This window comes from Salinarimonas ramus (assembly GCF_014645695.1).
GTDB lineage: Bacteria > Pseudomonadota > Alphaproteobacteria > Rhizobiales > Beijerinckiaceae > Salinarimonas > Salinarimonas ramus.
Window position 1 is genome coordinate 79957 of the sequence record NZ_BMMF01000010.1, and the last position, 16489, is coordinate 96445.

At 71.5% G+C, this 16489-nt stretch carries 14 protein-coding genes; 4 read left to right on the forward strand and 10 right to left on the reverse strand.

Annotation, left to right across the window (positions count from 1 at the left end):
• Positions 1–70 precede the first annotated feature (70 nt).
• Positions 71–1801: a methyl-accepting chemotaxis protein gene (locus tag IEX89_RS16585; protein WP_188914365.1), complete on the reverse strand. Its 1731-nt coding sequence runs from the start codon at positions 1799–1801 to the stop codon at positions 71–73.
• A gap of 250 nt (positions 1802–2051) precedes the next feature.
• Positions 2052–2324: a YjiS-like domain-containing protein gene (locus tag IEX89_RS16590; protein ID WP_244645520.1), complete on the reverse strand. Its 273-nt coding sequence runs from the start codon at positions 2322–2324 to the stop codon at positions 2052–2054.
• Positions 2325–2442: 118 nt separating this feature from the next.
• Between IEX89_RS16590 and IEX89_RS16595 the strand changes: the two genes are divergently transcribed.
• Positions 2443–3318 carry a LysR family transcriptional regulator gene (locus IEX89_RS16595; RefSeq protein WP_188914366.1) on the forward strand — a complete coding sequence of 292 codons (876 nt, stop codon included), beginning with the start codon at positions 2443–2445 and terminating at the stop codon, positions 3316–3318.
• Between the two features lie 13 nt (positions 3319–3331).
• On the opposite strand, the gene IEX89_RS16600 is transcribed toward IEX89_RS16595, so the two are convergent.
• From IEX89_RS16600 to yajC, 5 genes are all read right to left on the reverse strand, one after another.
• Positions 3332–4243 (reverse strand): phytoene/squalene synthase family protein, encoded by a 912-nt coding sequence (locus IEX89_RS16600; RefSeq protein ID WP_308423841.1) that lies wholly within the window; start codon positions 4241–4243, stop codon positions 3332–3334.
• 22 nt (positions 4244–4265) lie between these two features.
• Positions 4266–4664, reverse strand: coding sequence for an Mth938-like domain-containing protein (locus tag IEX89_RS16605; RefSeq protein ID WP_188914367.1), 399 nt, complete (start codon positions 4662–4664; stop codon positions 4266–4268).
• The gene (gene secF, locus IEX89_RS16610) at positions 4664–5623 is read right to left on the reverse strand and encodes a protein translocase subunit SecF (RefSeq protein ID WP_188914368.1); all 960 of its coding nucleotides are present in this window, start codon (positions 5621–5623) and stop codon (positions 4664–4666) included. Before secF ends, IEX89_RS16605 begins: the two co-directional genes overlap by 1 nt.
• A gap of 16 nt (positions 5624–5639) precedes the next feature.
• Positions 5640–7244 carry a protein translocase subunit SecD gene (gene secD, locus IEX89_RS16615; RefSeq protein WP_188914369.1) on the reverse strand — a complete coding sequence of 535 codons (1605 nt, stop codon included), beginning with the start codon at positions 7242–7244 and terminating at the stop codon, positions 5640–5642.
• Positions 7245–7329: 85 nt separating this feature from the next.
• Positions 7330–7659, reverse strand: a complete 330-nt coding sequence (gene yajC / locus IEX89_RS16620; RefSeq protein ID WP_244645528.1) for a preprotein translocase subunit YajC — start codon at positions 7657–7659, stop codon at positions 7330–7332.
• Positions 7660–7919: 260 nt separating this feature from the next.
• On the opposite strand from yajC, the gene IEX89_RS16625 reads away from it, so the two are divergent.
• The gene (locus IEX89_RS16625; RefSeq protein ID WP_188914371.1) at positions 7920–8543 is read left to right on the forward strand and encodes an inner membrane-spanning protein YciB; all 624 of its coding nucleotides are present in this window, start codon (positions 7920–7922) and stop codon (positions 8541–8543) included.
• On the opposite strand, the gene IEX89_RS16630 is transcribed toward IEX89_RS16625, so the two are convergent.
• Genes IEX89_RS16630 through IEX89_RS16640 form a run of 3 tightly spaced genes read right to left on the reverse strand, consistent with a single transcriptional unit; the run spans position 8464 to position 13314 of the window.
• Complete coding sequence (locus IEX89_RS16630; RefSeq protein WP_188914372.1) at positions 8464–9447, reverse strand: dienelactone hydrolase family protein; 984 nt, start codon at positions 9445–9447, stop codon at positions 8464–8466. The genes IEX89_RS16625 and IEX89_RS16630 overlap by 80 nt on opposite strands.
• A gap of 55 nt (positions 9448–9502) precedes the next feature.
• Complete coding sequence (locus tag IEX89_RS16635) at positions 9503–11050, reverse strand: GH3 family acyl-acid amido synthetase (RefSeq protein ID WP_188914373.1); 1548 nt, start codon at positions 11048–11050, stop codon at positions 9503–9505.
• Positions 11026–13314, reverse strand: a complete 2289-nt coding sequence (locus tag IEX89_RS16640) for a penicillin acylase family protein (RefSeq protein ID WP_188914374.1) — start codon at positions 13312–13314, stop codon at positions 11026–11028. Before IEX89_RS16640 ends, IEX89_RS16635 begins: the two co-directional genes overlap by 25 nt.
• A 107-nt stretch (positions 13315–13421) precedes the next feature.
• Here IEX89_RS16640 and IEX89_RS16645 point away from each other — a divergent pair, with 107 nt between their 5' ends.
• Together IEX89_RS16645 and IEX89_RS16650 are read left to right on the forward strand one after the other, a co-directional pair.
• Positions 13422–14330, forward strand: a complete 909-nt coding sequence (locus IEX89_RS16645; RefSeq protein ID WP_188914375.1) for a protein-L-isoaspartate O-methyltransferase family protein — start codon at positions 13422–13424, stop codon at positions 14328–14330.
• A gap of 50 nt (positions 14331–14380) precedes the next feature.
• Positions 14381–16474, forward strand: a complete 2094-nt coding sequence (locus IEX89_RS16650) for a molybdopterin-dependent oxidoreductase (protein WP_188914376.1) — start codon at positions 14381–14383, stop codon at positions 16472–16474.
• Positions 16475–16489 lie beyond the last annotated feature (15 nt).

Here is a 16489-nt window from a genome sequence, read left to right on the forward strand (position 1 = left end):
AACGCGTGCTCGGGCGCCGCGGTTCGAGAGCACGGGATCGTTCCCCGTCGAGGGAGCCCCGCGATGCTCCTCACGCGGCGCGGACGGCGCCGAGGAACTCGTCGATGCGGGTGCGCAAAGCCGCCGCGTCGCGGTCGAGCGCGTTCGACGCCGCGAGGATCTGCGCCGCGGCCGAGCCGGTCGTCGCCGCCGCCTGGCGCACGCCCACGATGTTCGCCGACACCTCGCTGGTGCCGGCGGAGGCCTCGGCGACGTTGCGCGCGATCTCGCGGGTGGCGACGTTCTGCTCCTCGACGGCCGAGGCGATGCCGGTCGCGTACTGGTTGAGCAGGCGAATCGCCTCTGCGATCTCGCCGATGGCGGTGGCCGTGTCGCCCGTGACGTCCTGGATGCCGCGGATCTGCTCGGCGATCTCGTGGGTGGCCTTCGCGGTCTGCGAGGCGAGCGTCTTCACCTCCGCGGCGACGACGGCGAAACCCTTCCCCGCCTCCCCGGCCCTGGCCGCCTCGATCGTGGCGTTGAGCGCGAGGAGGTTCGTCTGCTCGGCGATCTGCTGGATGAGCCCGACGATGTCGCCGATGCGCTGCGACGCCTCCGTGAGCCGCGAGACCTTCTCCACGGTGAGCCCGGCCCGCGACGCCGCGCCGCCGGCGAGCTTCGCGGTCTCCGCGACCTGCCGGCCCACCTCCTGCACCGTCGCGGCGAGCTCCGTCGCCGAGGCGGCGACGGTCTCGACGTTGGACGCCGCCTGCTCGGACGCGGCGGCGACGGCGGTGGCCTGCGCGGTCGTCTCCTCGGCGGTCGCGGTCATGGATTCGGCGTTGCCGGAGAGCTCGCCCGACGACCTGCCGAGGGAGGCGGTGACGCTGCGCGCGGCCTCCTCGAAACGCGCGATCGCCGCCTCGACCGCCTTCTGGCGGCGCTCGCGCGCGACCTGCGCGTCGGCGCTCTCGCGCCGCAGCCGCTCCGCCTCGAGGCCGTTCTCCTTGAAGACGAGCGCCGCCTTGGCGACGTCGCCGACCTCGTCGGCGCGGTCGGTGCCCTCGACGCGCACCGTGTAGTCCGCTCTCGCGAGGGATTCGAGCGCGGCGACGATGCCGCGAAGCGGCTTGCCGATGCCGACCTGCGCGATCACGAGCCCGAGGAGGAGGCCCGCGACGATGCCCACGCCTGCGATGACGACGATCATGGTCGCAGACGTCCGGTATTCGGCGCTCGCCTCGGCGGACGCGCTCTCGACGCGATCGGAGAGGAGGTCGGCGATCTCGCGCGTGCGATTCCTGAGGTCGTCGGCGATCGCGGAGTTGCGCCCCGCGGCGGTGCGCAGCGCCTCCATCTCGGCGCTGGCGTCGACGCTGGTGATGCGCTCCGCCGCCGCGAAGACGGCCTGGAGGCCGCGCTCGTATGCCGTCAAGTCCGCGCGGATCGCCTGCAGGAGGGCACCGTGCTCGGCCGTGGAGGCGCTCTCGAGCTCGGCGAGACGCGTGCCGAGCAGATCGAGCTCCCGCTCGAGCTGCGCCCGCGCCTGGTTGCGCGCCTCCGGCCTCGGATCGGCGACGAGCCGGAACTGCTCGCGCCCGACCGCCAGCATGGAGGTGTTGACCCGCGCGGCGAGGATCGCTCGCTCGGAATAAGCTTCCATCACGTCCGTCGCCCGCGACAGCGAAGCGAGCGAGGTGATCGCGACGGCCGAGATGACGAGCGCGATGGCCGACAGGATGGCGATGACGGAGAGGATCTTCGTGGTGATGCGGAAGCGCGCGAGAACGTGCATGGCGGGAACCCCGAACGGGACGGGCATCGCCGCGGATCGGCGTACGCGTCCCGCAGGAGGATCGCGCGCACCGGTTAATGCGCAGAGCTTAGAATATTGATCCGAGAGCGGAACGAAAGACGACGAAAGTGAATCTGCTTTAACGAATACGATAATCACGCAGCGTTTTGTAGATTCGATGTGATTTCGCGTTTTTCCGATGCTGATTTCTACCTGCGATCCGAGCACGACCGGCGCGCCGGGAGGCCGCCCCGGTCGAGCCGGGGCGGCGTCGGGATCAGAGCCGCTGGCGCGGCTCGTCGCGCCAGGGGCGGCCGTTGCGGATCGCGTCGTGGATGTCGCCGCGGGCGATGCCGATGTCGTGGAGGATGTGATCGGGCATCTCGTGGAGGATGCGTTCGGCACGGCGCATGCGGATCGCGCGGGCGATCCGCGCGTAGGCCGCTCGGAAGCCCGCGCCCATCCGCACGAGGCTCGAGCGTGACGGGTCGGTGCGGGACACGAGCGGGACGCTGGTCGCCCTGGTGGTATCGAGGCAGGTCGTCGACATGGTGAGCCTCCTCTGTTCGGCTCGGCTGGGATGAGAGGAGGCTAGCGACGGGGCTTGCATCATGGAAACGAATGGTGATGATACTCATGATCACGAGCCCTTATCGTGGAGCCGCATCATGGCCAGAAACCTCGACACCGCGCTCCTGCGTGCTTTCGTCGCCGTCGCCGAGACCGGCGGCATGACGGCCGCGGGGACCGTGCTCAACCTCACGCAGGCGGCGGTGAGCCAGCAGATCAAGCGGCTGGAGGACAGCTTCGGCGCGCAGCTCTTCGAGCGCGAGCGCCGCGGCCTGGCGCTCACCGCCCAGGGCGAGCGGCTGCTCGGCCTCGCCAAGCGCCTCCTCGCCATGAACGACCAGATCTGGGCGGAGATGACGGCGCCGGTCGAGACGGGCGAGATCCGGCTCGGCATTCCCTACGACCTCGTCCCGGGCTTCGTCGCTCCGGTGCTCCGGCGCTTCGCGCGCTGCTGTCCGCGGGTGCGCGTACGCCTCCTCAGCCACGCCTCGCGCGACATCAAGGGCGCGTTCGAGCGCGGCGAGATCGATCTCGGGATCGTGGAGGAGCCCACGACCGACCCTCACGGCGAGACCCTGATGATCGACCGCCTCGTCTGGGTCGGCGCGGAGGGCGGGGACGCCTACCTGCAGCGGCCCGTGCCGATCTCCATCGGCTCGGAGAGCTGCTCCATCCGCGCCCCGGCCCTCGCCGCCCTGCGCGCCGCCGACATCGACTGGCGCCCCGTGGCCGAGATCGCCAACGTCGATGCGCTCAACGCCACGGTGCAGAGCGACCTCGCGGTCACCACCATGCTCGCCTGCGCCGTCCCGCCCGGCTTGGAGATCCTGCCGCCCGATTCGGGCCTCCCCCACGTCCCGCCGCTCGCCGTGAGCCTCTACCTGCGCCGCGACCACGGCTCGCGCGCCGTCGACGACCTCGCCCGCATCCTCCGAGAAGCCTTCTGCCGCCGCCCCGCGGCCGCGGCTGCGTGAGCGGCGCTCACCCTCACATCCGCCGCGCGGCCCACCACAGCACGAGCTGGCGGCGCCATTGGGGGAGCTCGACGATCGTGCGGTAGGGGTCGTAGCCGGGGCGCTCCATGGCCTTCAGCGCGGGCTCGACGAGGGCGAGGGGGAGGAAGGCGGGCTTCGTCGCCGCGGGGGCGCTCGCCAGCGCCGCGCGGGCGCGGGCGAGGTGCTCGCGGGCGAGCGCGCGCATGTCCTGGAGGGCCGCCTGCAGCGGCAGGCCGCCTTCCCCCGCGACGACCTTGTCGCGGGTGAGCCCGTGGCGCTGGAGCGTCTCGACAGGCGGCACGTAGAGCCTTCCGCGCTGGACATGCCAGGGAAAGGCCCGCATCAGCCCCGCGAGAGCGTAGGCGACGCCGCCATGGCCGGCCGCGTCGGCGAGGGCGCGCTCGGACGCGGGATCGGCCTCCCCCTCGCCCGCGAGGACGAGGCTCGCCAACCGCATGAGGACGGAGGAGGTCTCCCCGGCATAGCCTTCGAGATCGTTCACGCTCGCGATCGGGTCGTCGTAGAGGTCGTGGATGCGCGCCTCGACCATGGCGAGGAGCGGCGCGCGGGGGAGCGCGTGGCGCGCGATCGCGTCCGTCAGCGCCGCGTGGACCGGGTTCGCCCGCGCCTCCTCCTCGCGGGTGCCCTCGAGCGCGTCGCGCCACCATTGCAGGCGGATCTCGCCGGGCAGCGGCTCGCTCACGCGCTCGGGGATGCGGGCGATCTCGGCGGCGAAGGCGTAGAGGGCGAACAGCGCGGGGCGGGCCTCGGCCGGGGCGAAGAGCGTGGCGAGCCATCGGTCGCGATCGTCCCGGCGCACGATACGCTCGCATTCGCGGGCGTTCGCCTCCGCGCCGGCGCCGAGCACGCCGAGATCGTCCGCTAGCTCCGGGTCGTCGCCCACGCTGCCACTCCCTTCCGGCCGCTCACGCGACCGCGAGGAGCGCGGCCGCGACGCGGCGGTTCTCGCCGAGCAGGATCGTGTAGGTACGCGCGGCGGCGCCCGTCTGCATCGTCTCGATGCGCATGCCCCGCTCGCGAAGGCCCCAGAGCACGTCCTCCTCCAGGAGAACGAGATCGCGCCCGACGCCCACGAGGAGGAGCTCGATCCCCTCGGCCTCCGCCAGAACTGGGGCGAAGGCGCCGAGGGTCAAATCCTGCGGCGTGCGGGCGTCCCAGGCATGGATGCCCGACGGCAGCGCCAGGATCGAGCCGCGGTGGGACATGTCGGCGAAGCGGAAGCCGCCGCCGCCATAGGCGTCGATGGCGTAGCGTCCGGGGACGAAGCCGTCGTAGAGCGTTCCCTTCGGCCGGTCCGCCGCCATCACTCGGCCGCCTGGACCCGCGCGGCCTCCTCGGCCTGCGCGATCTCGCTCGCCGGGCGCACACCCAGATAGATCAGGATCGGAGCTGCGATGAACACCGAGGAATAGGTGCCCACCACGAGGCCGAAGATCATCGCGTAGGCGAACCCCTTGATCACCTCGCCGCCGAGGATCGCCAGCGCCACGAGAGCGAGGAAGGTGGTGACGCCGGTGAGGATGGTACGCGAGAGCGTGGCGTTGATGGCGACGTCGAGCACTTGGTAGACGGTCAGGCGCTTGTACTTGCGCAGCGTCTCGCGGATGCGGTCGTATACCACCACCGTATCGTTGAGCGAATAACCCAGGATCGTCAGGATCGCGGCGATCGAGGTCATGTTGAACTCGATCTGGGTAATGGCGAAGAAGCCGATCGTCAGCACGAGATCGTGCAGCGTCGCGATGACGGCGCCCACCGCGAAGTGCCACTCGAACCGGAACCAGAGATAGACCAGCACGCCGAAGATCGCGAACACCACGCCGAGCGTGCCGGACTGGACGAGCTCGCCCGAGACGCGCGGGCCCACCACCTCGACGCGGCGGAAGACGTAATCGTCCTCGAACGTGTCGCGCAGCGTCTGCACGACGACCTGCTGGACCTCCTCCTCGGTGAGGCCGTCTCGCGCCTCCTGCACCTGGACGCGCAGGGAAACGTCGAGCGGGGTGCCGAACTGCTGCACCTCCACCTGCCCGAAGCCGAGCCCGTTCGCCTCGTCGCGGATCTCGCCGATGTTCGCCGGCCCCTCGCGCGATTGCAGCTCGACGAGCGTGCCGCCGCGGAAGTCGATGCCGAAATTCATGCCGAGCGCGAAGAAGGCCGCGACGCACAGGATGGATAGCGCCGCGGAGAACGGAAAGCTCCAGCGCCGGTAGCGCATGAAGCCGAACTTCGTCTCGACGGGAATGTAACGGACGAGCCACATGGTCCGGTGCTCCTCCTCAGGCCGCGAGCGTCTTGGGCCGGCGGACCTTGAACCAGGTCGCGACCATCAGGCGGGTGAGGGTATAGGCGGTGAAGACGGTCGTGATGATGCCCAGCGACAGCGTCACGGCGAAGCCGCGAACCGGGCCGGTGCCGAGGAAGAAGAGCACGGCGGCGGCGATCAGCGTCGTGATGTTGGCGTCGAGGATGGTGCCCAGCGCCCGCGAGAAGCCGGTGTCGAGGGAGGACACCGCCGAGCGCCCGAGGCGCTCCTCCTCGCGCACGCGCTCGAAGATCAGCACGTTCGAATCGACCGCCATGCCGATCGTGAGCACGATGCCGGCGATGCCGGGCAGCGTCAGCGTCGCGCCGAGCGCCGAGAGCAGCCCCAGGATGAGGACGACGTTGACCGTCAGCGAGATCGTCGCGAGCACGCCGAAGAAGCCGTAGGACGCGACCATGAAGATCACGACGAGGAGAGCACCCACCGCGGCCGCGGTGATGCCGGCGCGGATCGAATCGGCGCCGAGCCCCGGCCCGACGGTGCGCTCCTCCACGATGGTCAAGCGCGCGGGCAGCGCGCCGGCGCGCAGCAGCACCGAGAGGTCGTTCGCCTCCTGCACCGAGAACTGGCCCGAGATCTGGCCCGATCCGCCGGTGATGGGCGACTGCACCCGCGGGGCCGAGATCACCCGGTCGTCGAGCACGATGGCGAGCTGGCGGCCGACGTTGCGCGTCGTCGCGTCGCCGAAGCGCTGCGCGCCCGACACGTTGAAGCGGAAGTTGACGATGGGCTCGTTGGTCTGCTGGTCGAAGGCGGGCTGGGCGTCGATCAGGTCCTCGCCGCCCACGATGATCTGGCGCTCGACGGCGACGGGCTCGCCGGCGAGATCCTCGGAGGGCAGCATCTCGACGTCGCTGTCGCCCGGATTGGCGAGGAAGCGGAACTCGAGCTGCGCGGTCTCGCCGAGGATGGTCTTGAGGCGCTCGGGATCCTGCAGGCCCGGCACCTGGACGAGGATGCGGTCCTCGCCCTGGCGCTGGATGTTGGGCTCCGTCGTGCCGAGCGCGTCGACGCGCTGGCGCAGCACCTCGATCGCCTGCGTCACGGCGCGCGACACGCGCTCGGTCACGCCGGGCTCGGTGAAGCTCGCGGTGACGAGCCCGCCGGGCCCCTCCGTCACCACCACGGCCGTGCCGACCTGGCCGATCGTGGCGCTCTCGAGCGGCACCTCCAGCTCGTCGAGGAGCGGCATCAGCTGGGCGCGGGCCGCGTCGTCCGGGACGCGCAGCTGGACGCCCTGGGTGGTCATCTGGATGCCGCCTTCGAGCGGCGTGCGGGTCTCGCGCAGGGCCTGACGGACCTGGTCGCGCAGGTTCTGCGCCTCGCGCCCCATCAGCTCCGCGACGTCCACCTCCAGCAGCACGTGCGAGCCGCCCTGCAGGTCGAGCCCGAGGACGATACCCTGCGTGGGCACGAGGAAGGAGGGCACGAAGCTCGGCGTCGCCGCGGCGAGCGCGTCGCGCTGGCTCTGCGAGAGCAGGTTCGGCATGGCCAGCAGCATGCCGAAGGCGACGGCCACCAGGATGGCGATCGTGGTCGAGGTCTTGAAGCGCAACATTCCGCGAGGAACCTTCATCTTGCGCCGCGGCGCCGTGCCGAGGCGCGGGGTCGGCAGGGCCCTGTGCCGGCCCTGCCGCGCGACCTTACTTGTCGATCTTCACCGGCTCGCTCTTCGAGCGCACCTCGGTCACCATGCCGCGGATGATGCGTACGCGCACGCCCTCGGCGATCTCGACCTCGATCTCCGCGTCGTCGACGACCTTGGAGATCTTGCCGACGATGCCGCCGGAGGTGACGACCTGGTCGCCGCGGCGCAGCGCCTTGACCATCTCCTGATGCGCCTTCACCCGCTTCTGCTGCGGGCGAATGATCAGGAACCACATGATGACGAAAATGAGGATGAAGGGGACGAGCTGGAGGAAGATGTCCCCGCCGCCGGCGCCCGCGCCCTGTGCGTAAGCTGGAGTGATCACACGCTGCTCCATTGGGAAGCTCGCGGCGCGGCCCGCACCCTCCGGCGCAAATCGATGAGGCACGCATCCGCTCGATGAGGTCGGAAAGCGGCGCGGACTATAGCGAGCGAGCGCGCGAAAGCAATTCGCTTGCAGCGTCTTCGGATGCGCGACGTCGAGCCCCATCCCGGGAAGGACGGCGTCCATCCCGATGGAACGCCGCCACCCAGCCCGCCGTTGTGCTCTGCGCGTAGGCCCGCGCGCGACCCCTGGGAGCGCGGATGGACGCGATATCGCAAAACCGCGAGGACACCGCTCCGACGGTCCCGGCGCTGCGCCTGAAGGAGCGGCTGACCTACGAGTTCGGGCCGCTCGTCGCCTTCTTCATCGGCAACCAGGTCGGCGGCATCTTCGTCGGCACCGGGATCTTCATGGGCGCGACGGTGCTCGCGCTCCTCGCGAACTTCCTGCGCGAGCGCCGGCTGCCGGTCACCCCCCTCGCCTCGACCCTCGTCGTCCTCGCCTTCGGCGGCGCGAGCCTGCTGGCCGAGGAGGCCTGGATCATCATGGTCCGGCCGTCGGTGATGAACGGCTTCTACGCCCTCGTCCTGCTCGGCGGGCTCATCGCGGGGCGGCTCGTGCTGCGGGCTGTGATGCACCGCTCGCTCGTCCTGTCGTCGGACCGCGCGTGGCGCGTGCTCACCCGGCGGGCGATCGCCTATCTGACGCTGCTCGTGATTCTCAACGAGATCACCTGGCGCTATTTTCCGGTGGACGTCTGGGTCGCGTTCAAGACCTTCGCGGTCCTGCCCATGAACCTCGCCTTCATCGCCGCGCAGGTGCCGTTCGTGCGCCGGCATCGGGCAGCTTCGCCCGCGCCGGGCGATGATCCAGCGCCTCGCTGAGGAACTCGGACAGACGCGCGTCGGTCTTGGCCATCACGCCCTCGTCGCGCAGCATGTGGTAGCCGCGCGGATCGGCATTGGCGGTCAGCGCGAGCGTGCGCGAGACCCGCCCCGTGATGGGAAGGCGCGTACGCAGGTCGCGCAGCTGGTTGCCGCGGTCCACCGCGAAGCGGCAGGAAAACAGCGAGAAGCGCACGAACTTCTTCTCGAGATTCTCCGAATCCCATTGGTGGTAGGTGTCCGGGAAGAGGTGGAAGCCCACCCGCGAGCCACCCCGGCGAAGGTCCTCGGCGATCTCCTCCGAGCGCTTCGGGTCGACGTTGCGGTCGAGGGCACCCAGGAAGATCTCGACGGGCGCTCCCGTGGTGGTCGGATCGTCGAAGCGCGGCACCGAGCAGCCGTAATAGCTCACGTGCCCGGCGAAGCGCAGGCCGTCCGCCCCGAACAGCTCCGCCATCTGGCGATAGGCGGCGAGCACGGAGATCATGCCGCCGTAGGAGAAGCCCATCACCGCGACGCGGTCCGGGTCGACCATGGGCAGGCTCGCGAGGTGCGCGAGCGCGGCATAGGCGTCGGCGAGCATCATCGTCTCGGTGACATGGAGCGCGCGCAAGGTGTGGTTCGAGTAGGCGGCGCCGCGGCTGCCGAACGTGTCGACCGCGAGCGCGACGTAGCCCTCGTCCGCGAGGCGCTTGGCGTAGCGCAGCTCGCGCTCGGCGATGATGCCGCCGAGCCCCGGCAGGATCACCACGGCCGGCCGGCTCTTGGCGCGCGCGACCGCGGTCGGCGTCGAGAGGAAGCCCTTCGCCGTCGTGTCGGGCGCGTCGCCGCGCACCATGTCGCCCAGCGTGAAGGGGCTCTTCGTCGGGAAGGTGATCTCGGTCGGGGCGGTGATCTCGGCCATGTCTCGTCGTCCTCGCGCATCGTGGTCGGGCCTCGCGGCACCGCCACGGCGAGGATCAACGGCCGGGCGAAACCCGCGTTCCCGCGCCTGCGAAGCGTTCGAGCCCCGCGAGCAGCGCCGGATCGGTGATGACGCGCGGCGGCTTGTTCTGCCCGCCGAGCTTGCCGCGCGAGCGCATCCAGCCCTCGAAGGCACCCCGCGGCGCGCAGAGGAGCGCGGGCGCGTCGAGCTGGCGCGCGTCGCGATGGGCGGCGTAGTCGGCGTTCTCGCGAGCGAGCGCGGCGTCGATGGCGTCGCGCAGCGCCCGCGCCCGCGCCGGCGGCAGCGCGCCCTCCACGCACTCGACGACGAAGAGGTGGTGATCGCCCGCCTCCCCTTGCGCGCGGTGGCGCGCGCCCACCGCGATCTCGACGAGCCCGACGCCCACCTCCCGCGCCGCGTCGGCGACGGCGCGGTCGATCTCGGCGCCGGTCAGGTGCTCGCCGAAGGCCGACAGCGTGAAGGCGGTGCGCCCGGCGAAGACGATGCGCGGCGGGTCCCTCGAGACGAGCCGCACGAGATCGCCCACCTCGTAGGCCCACAGCCCCGCATTCGTGGAGACGACGAGGGCGTAGTCGACGCCGAGCTCCGCATCGGCGAGCGAGACGCGGTCCGGTGCGCGCGTGCCGAGAGTCTCGGGGCGCACGAGCTCGTAGTAAATGCCGTTGTCGACGAGAAGGCGCAGGCCCGCCTCGGGCGTGCCGTCCTGGATCGCGAAGAAGCCCTCGCTCGCGGGATAGACCTCCTGGAGGCGGATCGACGTGCCCTCGACGAGCCGCGCGAAGCGCTCGGCATAGGGCGCGAAGGCGACGCCGCCGTGGATGATCACCTCGAGATCCGGGAAGAAGCCGGAGAGGCGCTCGCCCCGCGCCGGGTTCATGCGCGCGAGCGTCTCGAAGAAGGCGAGAAGCCAGGTCGGCGTGCCCGAGATCGCGCGGATGTCCTCGCGCAGCGAGGCGGGGGCCAGCGCCGCGATCTTGCGCTCCCAGCTCTCCTCGAGCGCCAGCCGCTCGGGCGGGAAGGTCCGCGGGCGGGCGTAGAAGGGCACGGTCGCCGCCGCGATGCCGGAGAGATCCCCGGCGCGCACGCCGGGCGCCAGCGTCTCCAGCGCCGTCGAGCCGCCGAGCATGAAGCTCTTGCCCGCGAGCACCCGCGAGCGCGGGTTCATGCCCAGGTGATGGACGAGGATGTCGAGCGCCGCGCGGCGGTTCGCGGCGACCATCTCGCGGCTGACGGGGATGTACTTCGTCCGGCCGGTGGTCGTCCCCGAGGAAAGCGCGAAGAACGGCATCTTCCCCGGCCAGGTCGCGTCGCGCAGGACGGGGAAGTCCTCCTGCCAGTAGCGCGCCCAGAAATCCTCGTAGCCACGCACCGGGACGCGCGCGGCGAAGTCCTCCGACGTTCGGATCTCGGAGAAGCCGTGCGCGCGGCCGAAGCGGGTCTTCTCGGCACGACGGACGAGCGTGGCGAGGGTGCGCGCCTGCGCGGCGATCGGGTCCTCGCGGTCGAGCACCCGGCGCCGGCGCGCGGCATAGGCCCTCAGGAGGGGGGTCGCGTCGAGCATGCCGGGATCGCCGTGAGATGCGAAAATTCGCGCGCCACCCCCGCCTCGCTCATGGGCAGCGCCATCGCCCTCCCCTCGCGCCACAGCGGCAGCTGGTCGAGCAGGGTCTCGCTGCCGAGCCAGCCGTCCTGGCCCGTCAGCAGCACGCCGAGCGCGCTATCCTCGGCTCCGAGGTCGCAGGCGAAGCGGGCGATGGAGCCGTAGAAGGCGCGGTGCGGGCGCGGCACGGCGGGATGCGCCGTCTTCATGACGGCGTCCGACGTGCCGCCCACCGACATGTCGGCGAAGACCAGCCGCCGGCCCACCAGCGGCAGGCCGCCCAGCACGTGCGCGAGCCTCAGGCGATGGATGTCGCCCCAGGTCGCGTGGCGTTTCAGCTCGCCCGCCGTCGCGACGAGCGCCTCGGCCACGGCGGTGACGAGCTCGGTGCGCGGCTCGTGCAGGTCGCGCGCGATGAGCGTGCGCGCCGTGAAGAGCGCACCGTAGAAGGCGCGCTCGGTCTGCGAATGGTAGTGCGCGCTCACGTGCGCCACGAGGAGCTCGAAGGCGAGCGCCCCGCGCGAGGTCTCGGGGTAGGACCCGTCCCAGTCGACCAGCAGCGGCACGACCTCCCCGCGGGCGGAGAGCACCTCCTCCCGCGACGGCCCGCCGGCGCCGGGCGCCCGCTCCCCCGCTGCCTTGACGAGACGCAGCAGGCGATCGCGCAGCTCGAGCGCGCCGGGCACGGTGACGTCGCGCTGGAGCGCCGTCATGGTCTCGAGCGTCACCGGCCGCGCGGCGGCGAGGACGCTCGCGATGCGCTCGACCCGGTCCACCGGCGAGTAGAAATGGGCGAGCGGGGCAGGCCCCTCCTCCGGCCGGTCGTTGGCGGAGACGACGAAGCCGCGGGGCGGATCGCGCTCGGGCGGGAAATCCTTGGCGGTGACGAAGTCCCGCCAATGCTCCAGCGCATCGGGCTTCGAGACGAGATCGGCGAGCGGCGCATGCGGGCGGCGCGGCAGCTTCGCCGCGATCTGCTTGCCGATGCCGCCCGAGCGCTCGGCGACGATCCAGTTCTGGCCGGGCACCGCCATGCCGTCGGCCGCCTCGCGGAACTCCGCGAAGCTGCGCGCGCGGTTGAGCGCGAGCATCGAGGAGAGCTCGTCGGAGGGCTCGTGCCCGACCCAGCGCAGCGCGTAGGTGGCGTTCATCGGCACGGCGTCGGAGACGATGGGCCCGTAACGGCTGGTGCGGATCGCCACCGGCTCGTCGCGCCCGCCACGCACGCGGATCGTCTCGGTGCGCGTGTCGAAGGGCTCGAACATCAGCCCCGAGAGGTCGAAGAGATCGGAGGACGCCGTGTGCGGCGCCGTCCCACCCCAGGCGAGGTCGGGATTGCGGCCGAAGGCCGTGAAAGGCAGGCCCGGCAGCTGGAAGCCGACGCAATGGTAGCTCGGCGATCTGTAGCCGGCGCATAGCCAGATGTTCGGCACCGAGATCGGCAGGTGCGGATCGCCCGCGAGCAGCGCCGAGCCGCTGGCGCTTTGATCCGCGTGGACCGCCCAGGCGTTCGAGCCCTTGAGCGAGGCGCCGAGCGTCGAGGCGAGCATCGTCTCGAGGTCGAAGCCCGCGAGATTCGCGATCGTCCCCGTGCCGTGGGCGAGGAGCTTGTCCCAGAGGTCGGGCCAGCCGGGCTCGCGCCGCAGCGGGATGAGCCGCAGCCAGATCACCCAGTTCACGTCCGCCACGGCCGCACGGCCCACGGCCATGACGTCGGCCGCGGTCCAACGCTCGCGCGACAGGCCGAGCAGGGGGAAGTCCGGCGGGTCCTGGGCGGCGTTGTCGACGACGTGGTTGATGCCGTCGACGAAGCCGTCGAGCCACTCCTTCGTCTCCGGCGGCTGCATCTCGAGGATGCCGGGCACGGCCTTCGCGATGCCGAGCGTGCGCAGCGCGCGGTCGACGTCGATCGCCGCCGGTCCCGCCATCTCGGCGACGCGGCCGTAGGCGACCTTGCGCAGGACCTCGAGCTGGGTGAGCCGCAGATGCGCGTGCACGGCGCCCAGAGCCACGGCGCAGTCGCGGTCCGTGCGCGCCGTGATCCAGGGCACGTGATGACCGTTCCAGCGGATAACGACGGGCTCCGCGACGGGCAGCCCGTCGGCGGGGAACATGGCCAGGCGCTCCGCTGCGGATCGTGCAGTCGGCTTTCCGCGGGCGAGGATCGCACGCGACAGGAGGGCGAAGGAGCGCGCGAGGCGCAGGGCATGGACGAACTTGGGCACGGCATCGACGGAACGACGCGGGTGCTGCGCCGGTTCCGGTGGGGATCGCACGTGGCGGGCGGCGCCCGCGGGTGCTATCCTGCCGCGCCTCGCCACGGAAAGACCAGATGGCCCGTACGCCGTTCTCGCAAGACGAACTCGCGATCGTCCGCCGCGCCTTCGCCCGGCAGATGACGGCGCTCCTGCGCCGCCCCTTCCCCGCCCTGGAGGAAGCCTTCGCGACGGAGCGGCGCGAGGCCTATCTCGGCCCGCCGCCCTGGCGCGTCGCCGTGCCGCCGGGGGGCTATCGCGAGGTCCCCGATCCCGATCCGGTGATCGCCTATCAGGACGTCCTCTTCGCGCTGGCCGAGGCACGCGGCGTCAACAACGGCAGCCCCTCGCTCCACGCCCGCTGGATCGGCGCGCTCTCGCCCAAGCCCGGCGATCGCGTGCTGCACGTGGGCGCGGGAACGGGCTACTACACCGCGCTGCTCGCGCGCTGCGTCGGCGAGAGCGGGCGCGTGCTCGGCATCGAGGTCGACCCCGCTCTGGCGGAGGCCGCGCGGCGAAACCTCGTGCACCTGCCCCAGGCGGAGATCGTCGCGGGCGACGGCGCGACGCATCCGGACGAGCTCGTCGACGCGGTCTACGTCAATGCCAGCGTCGAGCGCCCGGCGCCGCCCTGGCTCGACCGCCTCGCGCCGGGGGGCCGGCTCGTCTTCCCGCTGGGCGTACCCATGGAAGCGCGCGGGCGCGAGCCCTCGCGCTCCGGCGCCGGCGTCGGCCTCCTCGTCCAGCGCACGGGCGCGCGTTCCGCCATCCTCGCCGCCCGCTCGCTCGGCCCCGCCTATTTCGTGCGTGCGGAGAGCGCGACGGACGCGCTCACCGTCTCGGCCGAGGAGCGCGAGATCCTGCGTACCGCTTTGAAGGCCGGCGGCGCCGAGTTCGTCCGCTCGCTGCGCTGGCGCATCCCGCCTTCGGCCAACGCCAACTGGCACGCGGGCGCCGACTGGTCCTTGTCCTACGAGGAGCCGTGAGCCGTCGCGCACCGCTTCCCGAGGCCCTCGTTCTCTGGCAGAGAGACGCCATGAACGCTCCCCCCCGCATCGCCCGCCGCACGTCGGTCTGCCCGCACGATTGCCCCTCCACCTGCTCCCTCGAGGTGGAGGTGCTCGACGAACGCACGATCGGGCGCGTCCACGGCGATCCGCGCCAGAGCTACACGGCGGGCGTGATCTGCGCCAAGGTCGCGCGCTATGCCGAGCGCATCCACCATCCCGACCGGCTCACCCACCCGATGATCCGCACCGGCGCGAAGGGCACCCGCTCCTTCCGCCGCGCGACCTGGGAGGAGGCTCTCGACCTCGTGGGCGAGCACTTCCTCGCCGCCGAGGCGGCACACGGGCCGCAGACCGTGTGGCCCTATTACTATGCCGGCACGATGGGCCTCGTGATGCGCGACGGCATCCACCGCCTGCGCCATGCCAAGCGCTATTCCGGCATGTTCTCCTCGTTTTGCACCAACATGGCCTGGACGGGCTACATCGCCGGGACGGGGCGCCTCGCGGGGCCCGACCCGCGGGAGATGGCGAAGTCCGATTGCGTCGTGATCTGGGGCACGAACGCCGTCCACACGCAGGTCAACGTGATGACCCACGCCATTCGCGCCCGCAAGGAGCGCGGCGCGAAGATCGTCGTCGTGGACATCTACGACAACGCCACGATGAAGCAGGCGGACGTGAAGCTGCTCCTGCGTCCGGGCACGGACGGGGCGCTCGCCTGCGCGGTCATGCACGTGCTCTTCCGCGACGGGCTCGCGGACTGGGACTACCTGCGCCGCTACACGGATTGCCCCGACGACCTCGCGGCGCACCTCGAGACGCGCACGCCCGCCTGGGGCGAGGCCATCACCGGCATCCCGGCAGGCGAGATCGAGGCCTTCGCCCGGCTCGTCGGCGAGACGAAGCGGACCTTCTTCCGGCTCGGCTACGGCTTCACCCGCCAGCGCAACGGTGCGGTTAACATGCATGCGGCCGCCTCGATCGCCGCCGTGACCGGCGCCTGGCTCCACGAGGGCGGCGGCGCCTTTCACAACAACGGCGCGATCTACCATTGGGACAAGTCGCTCATCGAGGGTCACGACCTGCGCGACCCCTCGGTGCGCGTCCTCGACCAGTCCCAGATCGGGCGCGTGCTCACGGGGGATGCGCAGGCGCTGGCGCACGGCCCGCCGGTGACGGCGCTGCTCATCCAGAACACGAACCCGGTCTCGGTGGCCCCCGAGCAGGAGCTGGTGAAGCAGGGCTTCGCCCGCGAGGACCTCTTCACCGTCGTGCACGAGCAGTTCCTGACCGAGACGGCGGCTTATGCCGACGTCGTCCTGCCGGCGACCATGTTCCTCGAGCACGACGATCTCTACCAGGGCGGCGGGCACCAGCACATCCAGATCGGGCCCAAGATCGTCGAGGCGCCCGGCGAGTGCCGCACGAACCACGAGGTCATCGCCGAGATCGCCAAGCGCGTGGGCGCGAGCCATCGCGGCTTTTCGATGACGCCGCGCGAGATCATCGACGAGACGCTCTCCGCCTCGGGCTGGGGCTCGCTCGAGGCGCTGGAGCGCGAGGTCTTCAAGGACGTGCAGCCGCCCTTCGAGAAGGCGCACTATCTCGACGGCTTCGCCTATCCCGACGGCAAGTTCCGCTTCCGGCCGGACTGGACGACGGTGCCTGCCCCCAATGCCGGGGCGATGGGGCCGTGGACGCAGATGCCGTCGCTCCCAGACCACTGGGCGGTGACGGAGGATCGCACGCAGGCCCACCCGTTCCGCCTCGCCACGAGCCCGGCGAGGAACTTTCTCAACTCCACCTTCACGGAGACGCCGACCTCGACGGCGCGCGAGGCGCGCCCGAGCGTGATGATCCACCCCGCCGACGCCGCCGCCAACGCCATCGCCGACGGCGACTGGGTCGCGCTGGAGAACGAGCGTGGGCGGGTGCTCGTGACGGCGAAGCTCTTCGAGGGCGTGCGCCGCGGCGTGCTGATCGCCGAAGGCATCTGGCCCAATTGCGCCCATCCGGACGGGCGCGGCATCAACACGCTCACGGGCGCGGACCAGGTCGCGCCCTATGGCGGCGCGGCGTTCCACGACATCCGCGTGGCGATCGCGCCGGCGACGCCCTGAGGCTCGGCGAAGGCG

Bases quoted from the DNA above. Each gene is read 5' to 3' on its own strand.
- IEX89_RS16595 (WP_188914366.1), top strand. From the start codon at position 2,443: ATGGCCAGAAACCTCGACACCGCGCTCCTGCGTGCTTTCGTCGCCGTC.
- IEX89_RS16645 (WP_188914375.1), top strand. From the start codon at position 13,422: ATGGCCCGTACGCCGTTCTCGCAAGACGAACTCGCGATCGTCCGCCGC.
- IEX89_RS16635 (WP_188914373.1), bottom strand. From the start codon at position 11,050: ATGCTCGACGCGACCCCCCTCCTGAGGGCCTATGCCGCGCGCCGGCGC.
- IEX89_RS16585 (WP_188914365.1), bottom strand. From the start codon at position 1,801: ATGCCCGTCCCGTTCGGGGTTCCCGCCATGCACGTTCTCGCGCGCTTC.
- IEX89_RS16650 (WP_188914376.1), top strand. From the start codon at position 14,381: ATGAACGCTCCCCCCCGCATCGCCCGCCGCACGTCGGTCTGCCCGCAC.
- IEX89_RS16630 (WP_188914372.1), bottom strand. From the start codon at position 9,447: ATGGCCGAGATCACCGCCCCGACCGAGATCACCTTCCCGACGAAGAGC.
- secD (WP_188914369.1), bottom strand. From the start codon at position 7,244: ATGTTGCGCTTCAAGACCTCGACCACGATCGCCATCCTGGTGGCCGTC.
- IEX89_RS16625 (WP_188914371.1), top strand. From the start codon at position 7,920: ATGGACGCGATATCGCAAAACCGCGAGGACACCGCTCCGACGGTCCCG.
- IEX89_RS16605 (WP_188914367.1), bottom strand. From the start codon at position 4,664: ATGGCGGCGGACCGGCCGAAGGGAACGCTCTACGACGGCTTCGTCCCC.
- secF (WP_188914368.1), bottom strand. From the start codon at position 5,623: ATGTGGCTCGTCCGTTACATTCCCGTCGAGACGAAGTTCGGCTTCATG.
- IEX89_RS16590 (WP_244645520.1), bottom strand. From the start codon at position 2,324: ATGTCGACGACCTGCCTCGATACCACCAGGGCGACCAGCGTCCCGCTC.